At 32.8% G+C, this 21845-nt stretch carries 10 protein-coding genes; 8 read left to right on the top strand and 2 right to left on the bottom strand.

The window, feature by feature from the left end:
* The first annotated feature begins 2540 nt into the window (after positions 1 to 2540).
* The 3 genes from hemC (at position 2541) to ERCILAFE3058_RS01580 (ending at position 7791) form a co-directional block, all read left to right on the top strand.
* Complete coding sequence (gene hemC / locus ERCILAFE3058_RS01590; protein ID WP_157989731.1) at positions 2541 to 3479, top strand: hydroxymethylbilane synthase; 939 nt, start codon at positions 2541 to 2543, stop codon at positions 3477 to 3479.
* Positions 3479 to 4228 (top strand): uroporphyrinogen-III synthase, encoded by a 750-nt coding sequence (gene hemD, locus ERCILAFE3058_RS01585; protein ID WP_157989730.1) that lies wholly within the window; start codon positions 3479 to 3481, stop codon positions 4226 to 4228. The genes hemC and hemD overlap by 1 nt, the downstream gene beginning before the upstream one ends.
* Positions 4229 to 6417: 2189 nt before the next feature.
* On the top strand, positions 6418 to 7791 hold the full coding sequence (locus ERCILAFE3058_RS01580; protein WP_157989729.1) for an amino acid permease: 1374 nt from the start codon (positions 6418 to 6420) through the stop codon (positions 7789 to 7791).
* Positions 7792 to 8668: 877 nt separating this feature from the next.
* Here ERCILAFE3058_RS01580 and fre read toward each other — a convergent pair.
* Entirely contained in the window at positions 8669 to 9370 is a 702-nt protein-coding gene (fre, locus tag ERCILAFE3058_RS01575) for an NAD(P)H-flavin reductase (RefSeq protein WP_157989728.1), read from the bottom strand.
* Positions 9371 to 9427: 57 nt separating this feature from the next.
* Positions 9428 to 10906: a 4-hydroxy-3-polyprenylbenzoate decarboxylase gene (ubiD, locus tag ERCILAFE3058_RS01570; protein ID WP_157989727.1), complete on the bottom strand. Its 1479-nt coding sequence runs from the start codon at positions 10904 to 10906 to the stop codon at positions 9428 to 9430.
* 1571 nt (positions 10907 to 12477) lie between these two features.
* Here ubiD and aceE point away from each other — a divergent pair.
* The 5 genes from aceE to argS all read left to right on the top strand — a co-directional run bounded on the left by aceE (position 12478) and on the right by argS (position 21764).
* Entirely contained in the window at positions 12478 to 15141 is a 2664-nt protein-coding gene (gene aceE / locus ERCILAFE3058_RS01565) for a pyruvate dehydrogenase (acetyl-transferring), homodimeric type (protein ID WP_157989726.1), read from the top strand.
* Between the two features lie 15 nt (positions 15142 to 15156).
* Positions 15157 to 16680 carry a 2-oxo acid dehydrogenase subunit E2 gene (locus tag ERCILAFE3058_RS01560; RefSeq protein ID WP_157989725.1) on the top strand — a complete coding sequence of 508 codons (1524 nt, stop codon included), beginning with the start codon at positions 15157 to 15159 and terminating at the stop codon, positions 16678 to 16680.
* Between the two features lie 142 nt (positions 16681 to 16822).
* Positions 16823 to 18253, top strand: a complete 1431-nt coding sequence (lpdA, locus tag ERCILAFE3058_RS01555) for a dihydrolipoyl dehydrogenase (protein ID WP_232037583.1) — start codon at positions 16823 to 16825, stop codon at positions 18251 to 18253.
* Between the two features lie 210 nt (positions 18254 to 18463).
* On the top strand, positions 18464 to 19417 hold the full coding sequence (trxB, locus tag ERCILAFE3058_RS01550; RefSeq protein ID WP_157989723.1) for a thioredoxin-disulfide reductase: 954 nt from the start codon (positions 18464 to 18466) through the stop codon (positions 19415 to 19417).
* A gap of 613 nt (positions 19418 to 20030) precedes the next feature.
* The gene (gene argS / locus ERCILAFE3058_RS01545; RefSeq protein ID WP_157989722.1) at positions 20031 to 21764 is read left to right on the top strand and encodes an arginine--tRNA ligase; all 1734 of its coding nucleotides are present in this window, start codon (positions 20031 to 20033) and stop codon (positions 21762 to 21764) included.
* Positions 21765 to 21845: the final 81 nt, after the last annotated feature.

The raw sequence follows: 21845 nt of genomic DNA, 5'->3' as shown, positions 1-21845 counted from the left end.
TATCTCTATATTTTAGTATGATCATTACCTCTTACAATTAACAGAGCATGAAAAAGTTATATATATGTAGACTGTACAGTAACTTTTATTTGCTACCGATATTCAGCATTTCATATACATTATATTTAGTTACAACATGAATAGAAAGATATTCTAAGGAATATTGGAGATTTTATATAACTATAATATACATTACATATTATAGAATCGTAGATATACTAAGTTACAACAATATTTGATCTAGTCAGTAAGTAGCATAGATATAGCATCTCTACCATCGAAAGTGTTATCCTCTCATTATATTCTATAAAGAATATAGATGTTGATCATCCTCGTAATTGGAATTGCTTCTTATACATAAGACATAATAATTTGTAATTAGTGACTATTTTAATATAAATAATTTTTCATTGTTGAAATGAAATAGCTCTTACATAAGAATAATCTGTATATATACTACTATATGTGAATAGTTTTGTAAAAATAAACTTATTATGGTACCAGTACCACGTAGATTCTCTGTAACATTATGCGCAATTTGCATTAACATATTGTAACATACTGATCATAAATTATATTATATAAAATAACCATTCATCCTTGTTTAATAAAAATGAAGTATTTGATTGTTTGTGTATAGTTAGATATGTGTGTATTATATAATATAAAATTTTCATAGAATCTATAAATATAGAATCTTTAATATGAAGATATAAATAAAAATAATATTAACAGAAAAATCTATTTATTAAAAATAATTTTTTTCTAAATTAAAGAAAACTTAAATGATCTATACGAAGGATAGTGCTTCCTGTATATTACAAAAGCAATAAGAATAAAATAATATTTATTATGAACCTGTATACCGTATATACCTGATAATAAAAAATATTATTTATCTACTGCTTTCATCGTAGAAAACACGCTATACGTCACCTTTTCTATAGCAATTTTTAATATGAGTAAATTTTGTATATCAACAACAACCTCTAATGGATTATAAAACTAAGGTGAAACATATTTATCTTTTATTTGTTAATAATAAACATTCATATGTAATAAATAAAACAAAGGTTTATAAATCATTATGTATAGTGTGACTATTATTTATAATATATAAAATAGTATTTTAAATAACCATCTATTATGTTTGTTAGTATATCTCTATCATTGGTATATATTTTCATTTTACATATAATTATTAATTGATAAATTCATGACATAGTAAATATATCTGTTATATAGTAGAATATGCTTGTTTCACGCTATCCTATCATGTGATTTCTAATTGTTATTTTTATACATCCTATAATTTTACTATATTGTTAGTATGAGTTTATAGATGTAGTAAATATTATTAATTTACGATAGTAGGTTTGCATAGATTACTATAACTATAGTAAAAATTATTGAGATTTGTATTTTTCATTAATTATTATTTATAAATATATTTATTTAATTAATAATATTCTTCTTGCAATTTATATTTACGGTGCTGTACGAACAAATTATACATCTGTATTGTAGATATAAATAAATATTTATACATAAATAAATTATACGATATTAACTATTATAAAATTTCCATAAATATCATAAAAATATAATAACAATATATTTATTAGCATATATCGTAGGATGGTAAAGTTAAATATTTATAAATAAGCAGAAAATTTTTATAAAAAACTAAAGTTGTACGTTTAATACTAGATATATTTAGTCATATTTTATAGTTATATACATCAATACGTAAATAATTTAAAATAACAATGTATTAGAGAGTATTATACAGATAATTTTGCATTTCTATGCAAAGATAAAATGATATTTAGAATAAATAAAATATTTCTGAACCCTCTGCATATATATAGTATATATCACATACATATATTAATACTTTTATATACATTAAAACTATCTATATTTATATGTTGTGAAATTCATGTGTATAATATTTTTTTATAAAACTGAGATATATAATATATAATATGAGTAAAATGTATACAATTATACGATGTATTATATTATTATACTATAATTTTAAATTCAAAAAGTGTGATACTTTGTGGATTACAAGTGTCTTCGATATTATTACTTAAAAAGTATATCGTTCTTAAGATAGGGTATAATTTAAAATAGCAGATTAATGGTCTTAATATTTTTGCAAGTATCATGTAATTGAAAAAAATCGATAATGTTTACCCTACATATATGTCACTCTACGACAACACGCGAAGGCATAATACTTATCTGATCTTGCATTATTGTTCATTGAACATATGACTTCCATCATTGTAGAGCCAATAATGATTCTATGAATTTTATCAAGACAGAGAAATATTTACAGGAATATTTTTCATATTTTAATAAACTATAACAAAGTAATCTCATGCATTATGAATGAGTCTTTTCATATCTGACTGCTTTTCTTATAAATTTTTTTCAGATTTATTGAAAATAAACCTATCCCTTTAGTATGTGTATAATCTTTTCGCATCAAAAACAATGTCGTGATATTCTTTTGCTAAAGTGGTATAAAAATGTCGTATAAAATCATAAAAATTGTTACTAGAAAAAGTCCACTGGCTATATGGCAAGCACAGTTTGTGCGACAAAGATTACTAGCATACTATCCTAACTTGCATGTGGAACTAATACCCATAATGACTCGTGGAGATATGATCCTCGATTCTGCATTAACTACTCTTGGTGGAAAGGGAATATTCGTTAAAGAACTAGAACAGGTGATACTCACCGGGGCTGCTGATATAGCTGTTCATTCTGTCAAGGATATTCCAATAAATTTTCCGAAAGGATTAGGATTGGTGACCATCTGTAAGCGCGAAGATCCTCGTGATGCATTCTTATCAAATAAATATCAATTAATCGACATGCTGCCGCGCGATGCGATTGTTGGCACATCGAGTCTGCGACGTCAGTGTCAACTATATGCTCGTCGTCCAGACGTATTAGTAAATATACTGCGCGGCAATATTGGAACCCGTCTAAGTAAATTAGATTCAGATCACTATGATGCCATTATTTTATCTGTAGCGGGATTGGAAAGATTAAACCTAACCCATCGAATCAGTCAAATCATACCAGTAGAAGAATCACTACCTGCCGTTGGTCAAGGAGCGATTGGTATTGAAGGTCGCCTTGACGATTGGAATACTATAGACTTACTATCTATCTTGCAGCATAATGATACAAACGATCAAATTAGGGCAGAAAGATCTATGAATGCTAGATTAGCAGGTGGTTGTCATGTACCTATAGGTAGCTATGCGATTTTAGAAGGCAGTAATCTCTGGTTGCGTGGGTTGGTTGGTTCATTAGATGGTAGTCAGATAGTACGTGGCGAGTGCCGGGGACTTCGAGAAGATGCTGAAAAAATAGGTATATGTTTAGCCGAATATCTTTTAGGAAATGGCGCTCGTGTCATTCTTAATACAATCTATGCCACTACTATATACTAATGAGTATTTTAGTCACCCGTCCCTCTCCGTTTTCCGATGAGTTAGTGACGGCTCTCCGCCATCAAGGAAGAGTAGCTTGGGCTTTTCCACTGATAGAATTTACTTCGGGCACTCAGTTACATATCCTTCCAAGACGCTTGCACACTCTAGAATCTGAAGATTTAGTCTTTATCCTTTCTCAAAATGTAATCCATTATTCCAAAATGATTTTTGCACGCATCAACATGTCATGGCCTACAAAATTACATTATTATGCCATTGGACGCAGTACTGCACTAGCATTTGAGAATACCAGTGGGCGTGCAGCTTTGTGGCCAAAAGAGAAAGAAACTAGTGAAGTGTTAATTCGCTTATTACCATTACAAGCTATAGAAGGCAAACATGCGCTAATTTTACGTGGTAACGGCGGGCGAAGTTTACTAGAAGATACCCTACTACGCTATGGCGCTAAAGTAGAGATAATTGAATGTTATCAGCGTTGTCAAAAACACTATCATGGTGACAAAGAGGGACTGCGTTGGCGTACAGAAGGTATTCATACACTTGTTGTGACTAGTGGTGAGATGTTAAAACAACTTTACTTATTATTTTCAGTTACTGATAGAGAAGAATGGCTGTTAAAATGTCGTCTGGTTGTTGTTAGTGAACGTTTAAATATGTTGGCTCTCGATCTCGGGTGGACTAAGATTCACATTGCATCTGGAGCGGATAATAAGGCATTATTAGATGCAATATTAATAGATACATAGAAGTATTTAAAACATAATTTAGAAAGAGAAACTTGTAATGTTTGCAACACCATTATTGCCGGTATTTTAAATTATTAACGCATAAAGAACATTATCAGTGATTACGCGCACTAAGATCAGGTTGCATGCTAAGCGATCAGTTTTGCATTTAAACGGTATTATATAATTTTATGATAGAAATTAATACTATAAATGATATTTTGCATTCAATTTCTTGTTTTAAAATTATACGCTACGGTTAAGAGACGCTAAGATAATACCAGTACTCGCATCCTTATTTTATAATGAGTTTGTATCTGTAACCAAATAACTATTACTATTACGGCTATTAGTTGACTCTAGAAAGTACATGAAGGCATGAGATAAATAATTATGATGGAAATTCATAGAACGTATCCCTATACATAAAAATATTTTTTATATTTATATAGATATTATATAAAGTACAATTTTATATATCCTATATATTATATAATATTAAAGTATAAAAATGTATCATTAATTCAATCATATCGATTAGATAATAAATATTAAATATTAATTTACGATTAAAAAGTACGTATTGTTCACAAAATATATTTATATATTCATATATATGAGAAACTCATATATATTATATATAATAATCAATTCTATAAAAATTTTATTATGCGTTGATATATATCATAAAAATATGATATTGAATGTCAATATATGTGAAATAAACACTTTGCAATATAAAATATATACTTTATATACCAATGTATGTTGTAATATATAACATATCAAATAAAAAATATTGTCTAATGACATAATAATAGATCATTATATGATCTATTATTTAATAGCATATGTTAGTGCAATATTCTAGATGCTATCGGTTAGTTGTCAATTACATGTTAATATGCAAACGTAGCATACTTGTATTTTAAGTATTGAATGATTATTGTTATATATCATGGTGGAGTTATATTAATCAAAATTTTTACATTTACATCATTTTGTGTGTTTGCAATATCATATGACTATTGATATATATTAAATAATAATTAAATCTTATCACAATTCAGATTGCGAATATAATTAAAAGTAACATAAAGCGGTAAGGAACGTAGTTCTTTATGAGTGAATTTACAACAAAAATCATTATTATTTTAACGTGTTTTAATATTCTCTTATAATTAATGATTTAATTATATAAACTATAATAACTCATATGTCGCTTAACCATCTTGGTACACTATGTCAGAAATATATTTTCTATGCTAAGAGAACTTCTTCAAAATAAAATACTTGAGATAGTAATACTAAGTTATTACTACTGACTAAATACTGTTTAAGTTAATATCACATAGAATATTTAACATGAATATAATATATAAAATATTATATTACCCATCACATACAGGTTGTAACATATCAGTTTTATAAAGCATAAAACTGATGCCGTACAATAAAAGAATATAAAGGTATTATTATATCTTTTTACATTAGTACTTTTATATGTAGAACTTAAAATAAAATATTGTATTATGTTTCATAAAATTTCTGATATATTAAAGCTTTTAAGCTTTAAATATATACATTCATAATAGAAATGTTTTTATTAAAATTAATTTATTTTATGCTTTCATAAGATGAAAATATAATACTATTAACAATAGTATTATATTTTATTCAAATGATTCAATCAATATTTACTGCTATATATAACAGGACAAAACTGTAGTTTATATACATACTACAGATGTATACTATGATTTTATAAACGTTTATGGTATATAACATTGCTATATTGTGTAATATGCATAGATCTATCAACTTAATAAAAAATATATATTTATAGACCATCTGAGATAATCCGGTGTAAATATCTCTTATTTTAGCATCTGAAAAAAAACAATGCGTAAATGAATGAATATTCACATATTTATTCACGCGGATATCAAAGGGGCTAAGTAGAGTTTCTGTATGAAAACTAAATAAATTACATCCTTGTGTCACAATCATAGTATGATATAAGAAGTCTATGAGACTAGCTGAAACCCTAATAGAATGAAAGTATATCATATTTCACTATCATATAATTTGTTACAAAACCTATGCACTCATATTTCAATTGAGTGCATAGGTTAGGGTGCATTACATATAAAATCACTAGTGTAGCTTATCAAGGTTTAACCAAGTCCTTGTCTTAGGAAAAAGTATTAATGCACGAAAAGCAAATATCACTACAACGTGGATTAAAAAGTCGTCACATTCATCTCATGTCCTTAGGTGGTACAATTGGCACTGGACTGTTTTTAGGTAGTGCGCAGGTAATTCAATCTTCTGGTCCTGGTATTATATTAGGTTATGCAATAGTTGGATGCATTGCTTCTTTCATTACGCGACAAATCTGTGAGATGGCGGTAGCTGAACCAGTAGCAGGTACTTTGAGTTATTTTGCTTATAAATATTACGGTAATTTTGCTGGTTTTGTATCCGGGTGGAACTATTGGGTGCTATACATTCTAGTTGCAATGACTGAACTTACCGCTATAGGTCAGTATATTCAGTTTTGGTACCCAAGTATACCAACATGGATGTCTGCTGCTCTATTCCTTATTTTCATTAATATCGTTAACCTCATGCACGTAAGAGTTTTTGGTGAAATAGAGTTTTGGTTATGTATGATTAAAATCATATCAGTCTTAGGTATGATCTTATTTGGGTTTTTTATGTTGCTTAGTAATTACGCCGGCTCACATGCTACTATAAGCAATTTATGGCAATATGGTGGATTTTTACCGCATGGTTATAATGGATTATTTATCATGATGCCAATCATTATGTTTTCATTTGGAGGGCTAGAGCTTATTGGAATGACTGCAGCCGAAGCTGCTCAACCAAATATTAATATCCCGAGAGCTACAAATCAATTGATATACTGTATCTTATTTTTTTACATTTGTTCTTTAACTATTCTGCTTGCTCTACGACCTTGGTCACAAGTGACAAGTTCTATCAGTCCATTTGTTGTGATCTTTCATCAGTTAGATGATCAAGCTGTAGCGACCATTTTTAATATGATAGTTCTAGCTGCGGCTTTATCGGTATACAATAGTTGCGTGTATTGTAATAGCCGTATGCTATTTAGCTTAGCACAACAAGGAAACGCTCCTAGTTTCCTGTGGAGACTGAATCGTCACGGTGTACCGACAAGATCCATCCTATTTTCTGCTGTAGCTACTACATTGTGTTTGTTGTTGAATTATTATTTACCCAACAAAACTTTTATCTTGTTTATGGCTCTCACAGTTTCTGCTCTAGTACTGAATTGGACAATGATTACTTTAGTGCACATAAAATTTCGACGGACAATCAACCATATATATATAAAAGAGCAATACTTCTTTCGTACATTATTTTATCCATTTAGAAACTGGCTTTGTTTATTATTTATGGTTTGGATTGTCATACAGTTATCTATACAACCAAATATGGTCCTTTCTGTGTGGTTAATTCCAGTTTGGATATGTGTCCTATCTATAGGTTATTGGATTAAAATTTTACATACTACGCGGTATGAGAAAATCACATGAGTACATATATTCGCATTTACACATTACAATTTTAAGAAGAGTATTCTTCTATGTCTACTATGCTTAAAAATATTTCACTGAGGTTAACAATATAAAATGATGTATTTCCTAGTTGACTCGTATAATACAAACATAAATCACTTAAAAAAGCATTTTTATAAATCTTATTTTTTATAATATATCTTTGCATTGTACATATTTTACGTAAAATAAATCAATGTGGTATTATTTATGTAAGAAAAGAGGATGCACTATGATATGTTTTGTTATGAAACATATGTTTTTAAAACTAATAAACTACGACATCACCATTTATGGTGATGTATTTATTTGTTATAAAATATATATCTGTGTCTTACATTAAATACAATACCTATTAATGAAGGGGCCATATCTAAAAATTAACCTCTATTCTATGTTCTGTAAGAACATATCTCTCAGTTAAGAAAACAGAAAGCGTATAAATAGTACATCTATTTTTGGTAAATATGAAATTATGACGTTGATTTTATAGTAGAAGGCTATCGGACATTTAACTTCATGGTGATAGCGAACGAAGTTACTGTATTATGTGTACATGATTTTATTATACGCTTCCGATGAAGCACTCAAAATTTATATCGTCATGATTGTAATCTACAATATAAAATTAGCTTTCTGTAAAACCGCAAATCGACATCATTTACTACATATACGAATTATTTTATTCGTGATTTTATCATCTATAATAGATTGTCTACTCATGCATTACTAGATTTAAATCTATAGATTATATTCATTATATTACATGATGAATCATTCAAATGATAAAAAATGCAATTGTATGTACAGAGAGCGCCGATAAAATATGAGAAACTTCATAGTTCTATATAATATATTAGGTAATATTAAACGCATCTGCAAACATCAGTGATGGTTGAGCATCGCGTTCAGCACAAAAAAATACCCGCGCCTTTCTGACCATACTAACAGGCCCTGCAAGATAGATATAATGCTTGGATAGGCAGCCATAGTCGTCCATTACTGCATTTAAAACAGTGCCATATCGACCCTTAAATCCATCTATTGGATATTCCAGAACTGGATGAACATTTAGATTAGGATAACGTAGTGTTAACAGATTTAGCGCATCTAGTTCATATAGGTGTTTTTTTTCGCGCCCACCCCAATATAGTGAAATTGATCGATCTGCCTGTTCTGCAAGAGCTGTTAAAAGAATGGAACGAATATAAGAAAAACCTGTTCCACCGGCAATTAATATAATTGGAAAATCTTTTTCTTCTCTTAACCAGGCATGGCCATGTGGTATATCAATAATAATATTAGTATTATTCTGAATATGCATGATGGCCGACATCGCATATGAATTATATTCAGACGCTCCGATATGCAACTCAATAATATCTTGTTCTATAGGGGTAGAAGCAACAGAAAACGCACGACGCTCTTGATCTGTTATTTTAAGAATTAAATACTGCCCTGCACGAAAACTAAAATCCGATTTCGGAATTAAACGCACTCGATATATATTAGTAGTAATCTCCTCTAATGAGGAGGTTTTACATATTACGTTTGGCACGTATTCCTCTTTGAAATGATTCTTATCATCATCATTGTACCTTGATTGCACTGAAAACTACATAGATCTCTGAATTCCTAGCTCATTCCAGATTGCATCAATGCGCGCGGTGACTTCAGGATCCTTCTGTATAGGATATCCCCATTTACGCTGAGTTTCACCAGACCATTTATTTGTTGCATCCATACCCATTTTCGATCCTAACCCAGATACTGGTGATGCAAAATCAAGATAATCAATAGGCGTATTCTCTATAAGAACTATGTCACGTGCTGGATCCACACGTGTGGTAATAGCCCAGATTACATCATTCCAATCTCTTGCGTTAATATCATCATCACATACAATAATAAATTTTGTATAAGTAAATTGTCGTAAACACGACCAAATACCCATCATTATAAATTTTGCATGTCCTACATATTGTTTTTTAATAGTGACTATCGCTAGACGGTAAGAGCAGGCCTCTGAAGGAACGTAAAAATCTATTACTTCGGGAAACTGTTTTTGTAACAGGGGGATAAATACTTCGTTCAGAGCTACACCAAGAACTGAAGGTTCATCAGGGGGTCTTCCTGTGTAAGTAGAATGATAAATAGCATCACTGCGTTGTGTTATATGAGTCACAGTAAATACTGGAAACACATCAGATTCATTATAGTATCCAGTATGATCACCATATGGACCCTCCAGCGCTACTTCGTCTGCCTCAATATATCCTTCTAATACAATTTCTGATCTAGCTGGTACCTCTAAGTCATTAGAAATGCACTTTACTACTTCAGTTCTAGTGCCGCGTAACAAACCAGCAAAAGCATATTCTGATAGGGTATCCGGTATGGGTGTGACAGCCCCTAAAATAGTTGCTGGATCAGCACCTAGTGCCACTGATACAGGAAAACGTTTCTCACCAGTTTTATCACCACGCCAAGCTTGAAAATCCAATGCACCACCACGCTGTGGCAGCCATCGCATGATTAATTTATTTTTTCCAATCACCTGTTGGCGATAAATTCCTAAATTCTGTCTTTTTTTGTGTGGACCACGCGTCACCGTGAGACCCCAGGTAACTAATGGTGCGATATCACCTGGCCAGCATTTCATTATTGGAATGCGATCCAAATCTACTTCTTTGTCTTGCCATATGTGTTCTTGACAAAGTGCATGTCGAACCCGTTTAGTAGGCATGTTTAAGACTTGCTTCCACTGCGGAATTTTTTTAAAAAAATTCCGCGCTCCATCTGGGATGGTGGGCTCTTTGAGAAAAGCTAATAAATGTCCTACATCCCGTAGAGAATGTATACTGGTCTGTCCCATGCCCATCGCTATGCGGTCTAATGTGCCAAACAGATTACATAATACTGGCATTTTGTAACCTTTGGGATTCTCAAATAATAAAGCGGGGCCATTCAGATGTAATGTACGATTAGCAATTTCAGTCATTTCAAGATCTGGATTGACTTCTTGCGTAATGCGTTTTAATTTTCCGTTTCTTTCAAGAAGTCCCAGAAAATCTCTTAAATCTACATATTGCATAACTTTCCAATAGAATTACTAACAAGTAAGGAGCTATAGATCGAGTACAGAGTCATAGAGTGATTAGAAAATCTTTTCCTTAATCAGTGATATATGTGGTGTGTACGCTGTAATGAATCTTTTTCTGATCAGTTTTCATCCATTTTATACATGCATGTTACATGATATGCACAGTAATAACGTTTCGTTAGATATCAAAATGATTATTTTGGCGCATCTAATTATTAATAATAATATATCTTATGCCCCAGAAATGAAATTGCATTATACATCATGCGCTTTAGGGTTTACTACGATCCTAAATATCTAAGTTAAAAGCGTACTAAATATACTATCTTAAACCTTAATTACTAACTAAATGATGGTTGTTGACAATCATAGCCTATCTAACTTTCCTGGTATATATGATATATCAGAAAGTTTAGTTAGACGATCTGATAACTCGCTAGAAACACATTATAAAAGAAGAAATAAACGCATGATATTAAAAATAAAAATGCGCTATTCTCTATGAGAATCTCTTATATTTGTTGTATTTTAATTATAGTATTCAAGAGACGCACGTATGGATTTTGTATCACATGTAGATCCTTTATCATGTTGAAGGAAAACCCTTAACTTAACAATAAACTATGAATTCCATGCTATATGCATCTAAAAATACGGAAGGTCTTCTGTGTACTTCAAGGCCATAAACATGAATATTTAGTATTAATATTAGTATGAGTACTATACCACTCAGACATATATAATAATAATATTATTCACATTACATATGCATAATCAGTACACAAGATACAGGTATCTTTATGAATAAAAATTCACACCAATACATAAGGATGTATTCACATTATGCCGTATTATCACATATAAGGCAAAAGAAAATACAGTGATCATAGAATTTCTTATATTGAGAAGCTATCGATTTTATATATCACTTAATTATTTCAGAAATCTTGATTGTGTGGTGTGAGAAATCATTATATGATGCATACGTGTATAATTCTTTCGCGATCACGAACCATATACCTCTATGAGCCACTATCTATTTTAATTACTAGTCAGTTGTCTGTTGAATATCTAATTATAGTTATTTAATAGGAGCATCGTATGTACAATATATAAAATTAAAGACAACAACGATCAACATCCCAGAAGCTCAAAAACAAAACATCTAGTAAAGAATTATAATCAGTAATCTTTAAAAGATTCCGCATATCAGATAATACAATAAATACTAACCATCGCTTCATATTGCTAAGATTTTATCCAATAGAAATCGTCTCTGTATTGAATAAATATATTTAATACACTACGTGGTAAGAATTTTCACTTCTTCACTATGATTAGCGGTGAATGCATGGATGCTATACAGTTACATACATAGCATACTGTATATTTATTCTATTAAGTATATAAATATATAAAAGAACTTAATACAGGGTGTTATTTTGCATACACTAATCATTCTTCCTAAATTTAGTATGCACGACCTCTCTCATTTTTTCATTAACAAAGAAGATTAGTTCTCAAGCATTTTACACAATGAAATACGGGTAAGGAATATACCTATGTCAAAAAATTTACACTATGACGTGGATCCGATGGAAACCAACGAGTGGCTAGAGGCAGTTAAATCAGTGATTCGTGAAGAAGGTATTGAGCGTGCTCAATACCTGATTGATGAGATATCCAAAATTGTGCGTCAAGATGATATGCACAGGGATCTGATTAGATCAAATAATAACTATATTAATTCTATTCCAGTGGACAATGAACCATTATATCCAGGGAATATTCCCTTAGAGCGCCATATCTGTAATGCTGTTCGTTGGAATGCAATAATGATGGTTTTACGCGCTTCAAAAAAAAATCTAGAACTAGGAGGACATATAGCTTCCTTCCAATCTGCAGCTACTATATATGAAGTATGCTTTAATCATTTTTTTCGTGCATCTACCATGAAAGATGGGGGTGATCTAGTGTATTTTCAGGGGCATATTTCTCCAGGAATATATGCTCGTGCTTTTCTTGAAGGCCGGATTACTGAAGAAATGATGAATAATTTCCGACAGGAAGTCGATGGCAATGGATTATCCTCGTACCCACATCCAAAGTTAATGCCAAATTTTTGGCAATTCCCTACTGTTTCCATGGGTTTAGGTCCTATGGGGGCTATCTATCAAGCTAAGTTTTTAAAATATCTCGCACATCGTAATCTGAAGGATACATCTGCTCAAACTGTTTATGCCTTTCTTGGAGACGGGGAAATGGATGAACCAGAATCTAAAGGGGCGATTACTGTTGCCACACGAGATAAACTCAACAATTTAGTTTTTATTATAAACTGTAATTTACAGCGCTTAGATGGACCAGTCATAGGAAATGGTAAGATTATTAATGAACTTGAAGGTATTTTTAGTGGAGCTGGTTGGGAAGTCATTAAAGTTATCTGGGGTAGCCGCTGGGACCCACTCTTTCAAAAAGACGTCAGTGGTAAATTAATCCAGATTATGAATGAAACAGTTGATGGTGATTATCAAACTTTTAAATCCAAAAATGGTGCCTATATACGAAAACATTTCTTCGGAAAATACCCAGAAACTATTGATCTTGTCAAAGACATGACCGACGATGAGATCTGGAGACTAAATCGAGGTGGTCATGATCCAAAGAAAATTTATGCCGCACTCAAAAAAGCGCAGTCTGTTAAAGACAAACCAATTGTAGTTCTTATTCATACTGTAAAAGGTTATGGCATGGGTGAAAGTACTGAAGCTAAGAATATTGCTCATCAAGTAAAAAAAATGAAAATAGAGGACATACGCTATATCCGTGATCGTTTTCATATTCCAGTTCATGATGAATATATAGATACCTTACCGTATATAACTTTTGAAAAAGATTCAGAGGAATATAAGTACCTGCATGCACAACGCAAGAAATTAGGTGGATATCTACCCACACGTACAATGCAGTGTAATGACAAACTCGAGATTCCGTCTCTAGATTATTTCCATAATTTATTAATCAAGCAACATAAAGACATATCAACTACTGTCGCCTTTGTTCGTGCCTTAAATATAATGCTGAAACATCCGGTTCTTAAAGAGCGATTAGTACCAATTATTGCTGATGAAGCACGTACATTTGGTATGGAGGGTTTATTCAGACAGATTGGAATTTACAATCCTCATGGCCAACAGTATCATCCATCAGATCGTGAACAAATTGCTTATTATAGAGAAGACAAACAAGGGCAGATTTTACAAGAAGGTATTAATGAAATTGGTGCAGGCTCTTCGTGGTTAGCAGCAGCTACATCTTATAGTACCAATAATGTATCCATGATCCCTTTTTATATCTATTACTCTATGTTCGGTTTTCAGCGAATTGGTGACTTATTTTGGGCGGCTGGTGATCAACAGGCACGCGGTTTTCTCATCGGTGGAACATCAGGACGTACCACTCTAAATGGCGAAGGACTTCAGCACTCAGATGGTCATAGCCATATTTATGCGTTAACTATTCCCAACTGTATTTCTTGGGATCCAGCGTATGCTTATGAGCTCGCAGTAATCATACATCATGGATTAACCCGTATGTATGGTGATGCACCAGAAAATATTTTTTATTATATTACGACTGTAAATGAAAATTATCATATGCCAAGTATGCCAGTAGGAGTAGAAAATGGTATTCGTAAAGGTATATATAAATTAAGAACTAAGAACGGTAATAGAGGGAAAGTACAACTTCTAGGTTCAGGAGCTATCTTACGTCACGTTTGTCAAGCGGCAGATATCCTTTATGAAAATTATGATATAGGATCTGATATATATAGCGTGACCTCTTTCACAGAACTTGCACGTGATGGTCAACAATGCGCACGATGGAATATGTTGCATCCTACTGCGATACCACGTATTCCATATATTACTCAAATTATGAATGCAGCACCTGCTATAGCCTCCACGGATTATATGAAATTATTTGCTGAACAAGTACGCAACTATGTTCCAAGTAATAATTATCATGTACTGGGTACTGATGGTTTTGGGCTTTCAGATAGTCGTGCTAATTTGCGTAATCACTTTGAAGTCAATGCCTCTTATGTAGTGATTGCTGCATTATCTGCATTAGCTCAAGATAAGATAATTGATATTAAGGAAGTAGATCAAGCTATTACTAACTTAAATGTTAATGCTAATAAAAGGAACCCTTGTTTAACATAACCAGGAGGTCACAAAATGGCTATTTCCATCCAGGTTCCTAATATTGGAACAGATATAGTTGAAGTTACTGAAATATTAGTTAAGATTGGTGATAAAGTAGAATATGAACAATCTTTATTAGTGATTGAAGGCGATAAAGCTTCTATGGAAGTACCATCTCCCCATGCGGGAATTGTACGGGAGATTACTATTAAACCAGGAGATAAAGTTCAATCTGGAAAAGTAATTATGATCTTTGACGCTGTAGACGATATTCACTCTCCGTCTTTTATAGACAATAGACAGGAAAAAGAAAAAATATTACCTTCAGATAATTGCTACAAAAACATTTATGCGCCAAAAATTGTTGGTGACAATGTTACAATTATTGATATTTTAGTTAAGGTTAGCGAAAATATTTCCGCTTCAGATACTATCTTTTTTATTGGAAATTCACAGAGTTCAATAGCCATTGAGACACCTTTTTCTGGGAAAGTACACGATATTACAGTGCAAACCGGAGATCAAGTTAGCACTGGTATGTTACTGATGGTTATAAATACTGAACAAAGCGTACTGCTTTATCACTCTAAGATTGGATTTCATCCATACCAAGAAAAAGAGACACTAACACCCACGAATACGTATGTGCACGCAACCCCCTTAGTTCGCCGTTTAGCACGGATATTTGGAGTCAATCTGAGTATGGTACAAGGCACAGGCAGTAAATCACGCATTCTGCAAGAAGACATACAGAAATACATACAAAATGCTATAAAATATACTGAAAGCGAGAGAAAAAAAAATAATAAATCAGAAGACATCCCTAAATGGCCAAAGGTAAATTATAGCCAGTTTGGTGAAGTGCAAAACGTAGAAATAAGCCGCCTGCAGAGAAAATCGGGTGCCAATTTAAAAAGAAATTGGTCGGTCATTCCACATGTGACTCATTTTGATAAAACAGATATCACTAATCTAGAGGAATTCCGTAAAACACAAAACCATGAAGCGGTAAAAAACCATCTAGATATAAAACTCACTCCATTAATATTTATCATGAAAGCTGTCGCGATGGCATTGGAGAAAATGCCGCGCTTTAATAGTTCTATATCTGAAGATGAACGGTATCTCATTTTAAAAAAATATATTCACATTGGTGTAGCAGTAGATACACCGAATGGGTTAGTAGTTCCTGTCTACAAAAATGTTAATACAAAAGGTATTCTGGAACTTTCACGTGAATTAACTCAACAATCTCAAAATGCTCGTGATGGAAAACTCACTTCATGTGAGATGCAGGGTGGTTGTTTTACTATTTCTAGTATTGGCAACTTAGGTACAACTTATTTTTCACCAATCATTAATGCCCCGGAAGTCGCTATTCTCGGGATCTCTAAAGCAGTTATAGAGCCCGTCTGGAATGGCATAACATTTATACCGCGCCTGATGATGCCTATTTCACTTTCCTTTGATCACCGTGTGATTGATGGTGCCGATGGCGCACGATTTATAACGATCATTAATAAGGTACTATCTGATATTCGCCAGCTCGTGATGTAAGAACATCTCTAATATGGCGTATACTGATCAAAATATATTCCACAGTCAATTGCTTTTCTAAACATTTTATTAACTTGATAAATGAAAAACTTCATTGTATATAGAACTCTATCATTAGATTATCAATTATCGTAAAGAGATTATCATGCGTACTCAAATTAAAACTCAGGTAGTGATACTTGGAGCTGGTCCTGCAGGGTACTCTGCAGCATTTCGTGCCGCAGATTTAGGATTACAAACAATTATAGTCGAACGTTATAAGGAGTTAGGCGGTGTATGTCTGAATGTTGGTTGCATTCCCTCTAAAGCCTTACTACATGTATCTAAAGTTGTAGAAGAAACGAAAGCACTGGAAAATCATGGTGTAGTATTTAGCAATCTTCAGCTCAATCTAGATAAGATTCGTAATTGGAAACAAAAAATCATCTCGAGATTAACCGGTGGATTGGCTGGAATGGCACACAGTCGTAAGGTACAAATAATACAAGGTATCGGTACATTTACTAATTCTCATACACTAGAAGTAATATCGCAAGATGGTCCTACTACTACTATTGCTTTTAACCATGCTATTATCGCAACAGGTTCATCTCCTCTGCCCATACCACTCGCACCATATGAAGACCCACGTATTTGGGATTCTACCACTGCACTAGCATTACAAACAGTCCCAGAACGTTTACTAATCATTGGTGGTGGCATTATAGGCCTTGAAATGGGTTCATTATATCGCACTCTGGGTTCAAAAGTGGACATAGTTGAAATGTCAAATCAACTAATCCCTCCTGCTGACGTAGATATAATACAAGTATTCACAAAATCTATTTCTAAGCGCTTACAAATCATATTAGAAACTCAAGTAACAGCTATGACAACAAAGAACGATGGTGTGTATGTCACTATGGAAAATAAGCATGCATGTGTCAGTATACAGCGTTATGACGCAGTATTGGTGGCAATCGGGCGTACACCTAATGGTAAAAAATGTGGTGCCAATAAAGCTGGTATTAAAATAGATGATTGTGGTTTTATACCTGTCGATAAACAGATGCGTACTAATATTCCACATATTTTTGCCATTGGTGATGTGGTGGGCCAACCAATGTTGGCACATAAAGGTATACATGAGGGTCATATTGCCGCCGAGGTCATTTCTGGTAAAAACTATTATTTTGAACCCATCGTCATTCCATCTATTGCGTATACGGAGCCAGAAGTGGCATGGGTTGGCATGACTGAAAAAGAAGCTCAAAAAAAAGGAATGCATTATAAAACATCCATCTTTCCATGGTCAGCGTCAGGCCGCGCATTGGCTTCTAACTGTGCGAATGGGATAACTAAGATTATCTGCGATAAAATGACACATCGTATAATTGGTGGTGCAGTAGTTGGTACAAATGGCGGTGAGTTATTAGGTGAACTAGCTTTAGCTATTGAAATGGGATGTGATGCGGCAGATGTCGCATTAACTATCCACGCTCATCCTACCTTATATGAATCAATAGGTTTAGCAGCGGAAATCTTTGAGGGAAGTATTACGGATATTCTTAACCCCACAGTCCATAAGATATAATTCGTTGGTAGCGAATAACAACTAATGACTAATAGACATACTGAATTATTCAAAAGATAAAATGATTAACATACAAGATGTTATTTACAAATATTTCATTACTAAATTCTTATATTTTCAAGGTACATCATTTTATGACATAAAACTTTCATGTTAGGCATGTAAAGAAAATCCAAGTATCTACTTTTGTATAATCAAGAGGGTTTTTTAATGCAGAAGGTTAAACATAGTAAATTACTAATTTTAGGTTCTGGTCCTGCGGGATATACTGCAGCGATCTATGCAGCGCGTGCTAACTTACATCCAACATTAGTGACAGGATTAGAAAAAGGTGGGCAATTAACGACCACGACTGAGGTTGAAAACTGGCCAGGAGATGCCTGTCATTTGACAGGTCCAATGTTAATGGATAGAATGCATATGCATGCACTTAAATTCCATACTGAAATCATTGACGATTGTATCGTGAATGTTGATCTAAAAAATAGACCATTTACCTTAAATGGTGATCAAAATCAGTATACTACTGATGCTTTAATCATCGCTACAGGTGCGTCAGCTCGTTATCTTGGACTACCTTCAGAAGAAGAATTTAAAGGACGCGGTGTGTCTGCATGTGCAGTATGTGATGGATTTTTGTATCGAAATCAGAGAGTCGCGGTTGTTGGTGGTGGGAATACCGCAATAGAAGAAGCCTTATACCTTGCGAATATCGCCTCTGAAGTACATCTTATTCACCGTAGAGATTCCTTTCGTGCTGAAAAAATACTTGTGAAGCATCTATATCAAAAAATAAACAATAGAAAAATTATTCTTCATACAAACTCTACACTAGATTTAGTATTAGGCGATCAAAATGGAGTAACCGCGCTACAATTACGATCCACAAAAAACGCAGAAATAAAAAATATAACCGTTGCAGCAGTATTTATCGCCATTGGACACACCCCAAACACTGCATTATTTCATAATCAGCTTATACTGAATAACGGTTATATTCAAGTGCAATCAGGCACGAATGGCAATGCCACGCAAAGCAGCATTCCCGGTGTTTTTGCGGCTGGAGACGTCGCAGATTATATCTATAGACAAGCTATTACTGCCGCGGGGACTGGTTGTATGGCAGCACGTGATGCTGAATATTACCTGGATTCATTTATGTAAAGAACAAAAGCACTCAGCTACTATATATTATACATCGAACTATAAGAGCTGTATAAAAAAATCAAGATTTATTGTGTTTATCTTATCTAGATAGAGTATATAAAAACTAATGTTTTCTTAGCGGAAAACTATTGTATTCATCTATTCTTAGTGCCGCTTCTATTCTTCACTGATAACATTATAGATTACTATATACTGTTAAGTAGTACATATTATTACATCAACATTCTAACTGTGGTGATGCGATGGCGAAAAAAAGTCAGTTGTTTAATAAAAGCGAGATTTTATATTTTTTAAGGAAATCTTTCCAAAATACCTATCGTCTATTATTAATTTGTGTTATCAACATTGCATCAAAATGATGCCATATACGCGTACGCGTCTACAAATCTATTTATTACATAGTTATAAATACTTATTTTAATGATTATTGTAGTGCATGCCTCATATAGAATGAAAAATTAATTACATTAATCCATTCTATATGAGAAACTAAGATTATTGTAAGTGACTAACTCCTTTAAGAAAAAGTAATATACTAGAATACTCTTATGATCTGCTATTACAAGAGTGTCTCATAGACATATATGCATTAATAGATGAAGGTGAAAAAGTGAATATACAGAATTTCCTCATACAGCATATTTCTCAAGCTATGGTTTTAGCAGGTGCCCCAGTACATTATCAAGCTCAAGTTCGTAAATCAGAAAAATCAAAATTTGGTGATTACCAGGTTAATGGTGTAATGGCATTAGCTAAAACTCTAAATATAGCGCCACAAAAACTCGCTCAACGCGTTCTGCAGAATCTAAATTTGCATGATATCGCGAAAAAAGTAGAAATTATGAGTCCAGGGTTTCTTAATATTTTCCTTGACTCTAAGTGGTTATCTGTACAAATTGACCATGCATTGACAACAGAAAAACTTGGCGTTTCGGTTATTCAACAAAAAACCATAGTTGTAGATTACTCCTCACCAAATGTCGCGAAAGAAATGCATGTTGGCCATTTACGTTCTACGATTATTGGTGATGCCATCGTACGAACTTTAGAGTTTCTCGGTCATAATGTCATTCGTGCTAATCACATTGGTGATTGGGGTACTCACTTTGGTATGCTCATTGCATTTTTAGAAAAAAAAAATATTACAGACTATCAAGAAATTAGTCTTACGCACCTAGAAACTTTATATCGTGAGGCTAAAAAAAATTATGATAATGATATTGAATTTGCTAAACGTGCGCGTAGCTATGTTGTTAAACTTCAAAGTGGAAATAAATATTACCGAAAACTCTGGAGTCAGTTAGTTGATATCACTATGAAAAAAAATCAACTATTGTATGATCGTATGAATGTAACACTTAAACCTACAGATACTATGGGAGAAAGCTTATATCAGCATATGATGGAAGATATCGTATCTGATTTAAAATATAAGAATCTTGCTGTATCCAGCCACGGCGCCACCGTCGTATTCCTGGATGAACACCGCAATCAATTAGGAGATCATGTAGGCGTCATTATTCAGAAAAAAGATGGTGGATATCTATATACCACTACAGATATAGCTTGTGCTAAATATCGATATGAAGTATTGCACGCTGATCGCATAATCTATTATATAGATTCCCGTCAAAATAAACATCTTACACAAGCATGGACTATTGCACGTAAAGCTGGATATATACCAAAAGATTTACAGTTAGAACATCATATGCTTGGTATGGTTTTAGGTAAGGACGGTAAGCCTTTCAAAACACGTACCGGTGATACTATTAAGCTATCTCATTTATTAGATGAAGCAGTCCATCGTGCTTCTCAGCTTATAGTAGAGAAAAATCCACACATCTCACACAATGAACTACAGAAGTTAGCAATAATTATAGGTATTGGTGCTGTGAAATACGCCGATCTTTCCAAACATCGCACTACTGACTATATATTTGATTGGGATAATATGTTATCATTTAAAGGTAATACAGCGCCATATATGCAATATGCATATACTCGTGTGGTATCAATCTTTCGTAAGTCTGGAATCGATCCAAATAGAGATATTATCGGATCCACATATCTTTTAAATAATATCTCAGTAGAACTAGCTATCAGTTTACTACAGTTTGAAGAAACAATCAGCAAGGTTGCCTGTGATGGCTTACCGCATATCATGTGTTCTTATTTATATAATGTCGCATCTATCTTCTCTCAGTTCTATGAGAGCTGTCAAATTCTAGAAGAAAAAGACCAAAAGAAAAAAACAACCTATCTAAAATTGGCATTATTAACAGCAAAAACTCTAAAATGTGGATTAAATACTTTAGGTATTGACACTGTGGAGCGTATGTAATAAAACGCATAAAAAGATAACAAATAAGAATTTTGATCTTTGAACAAAGATTCTATAAAAACATATGACAAAAAAATCGTA

Source organism: Candidatus Erwinia haradaeae (assembly GCF_900698955.1).
GTDB classification, from domain to species: domain Bacteria; phylum Pseudomonadota; class Gammaproteobacteria; order Enterobacterales; family Enterobacteriaceae; genus Erwinia_E; species Erwinia_E haradaeae_G.
The sequence above is the reverse complement of the archived record's forward strand: the minus strand, read 5'-3'. Positions and strand labels throughout refer to the sequence as shown.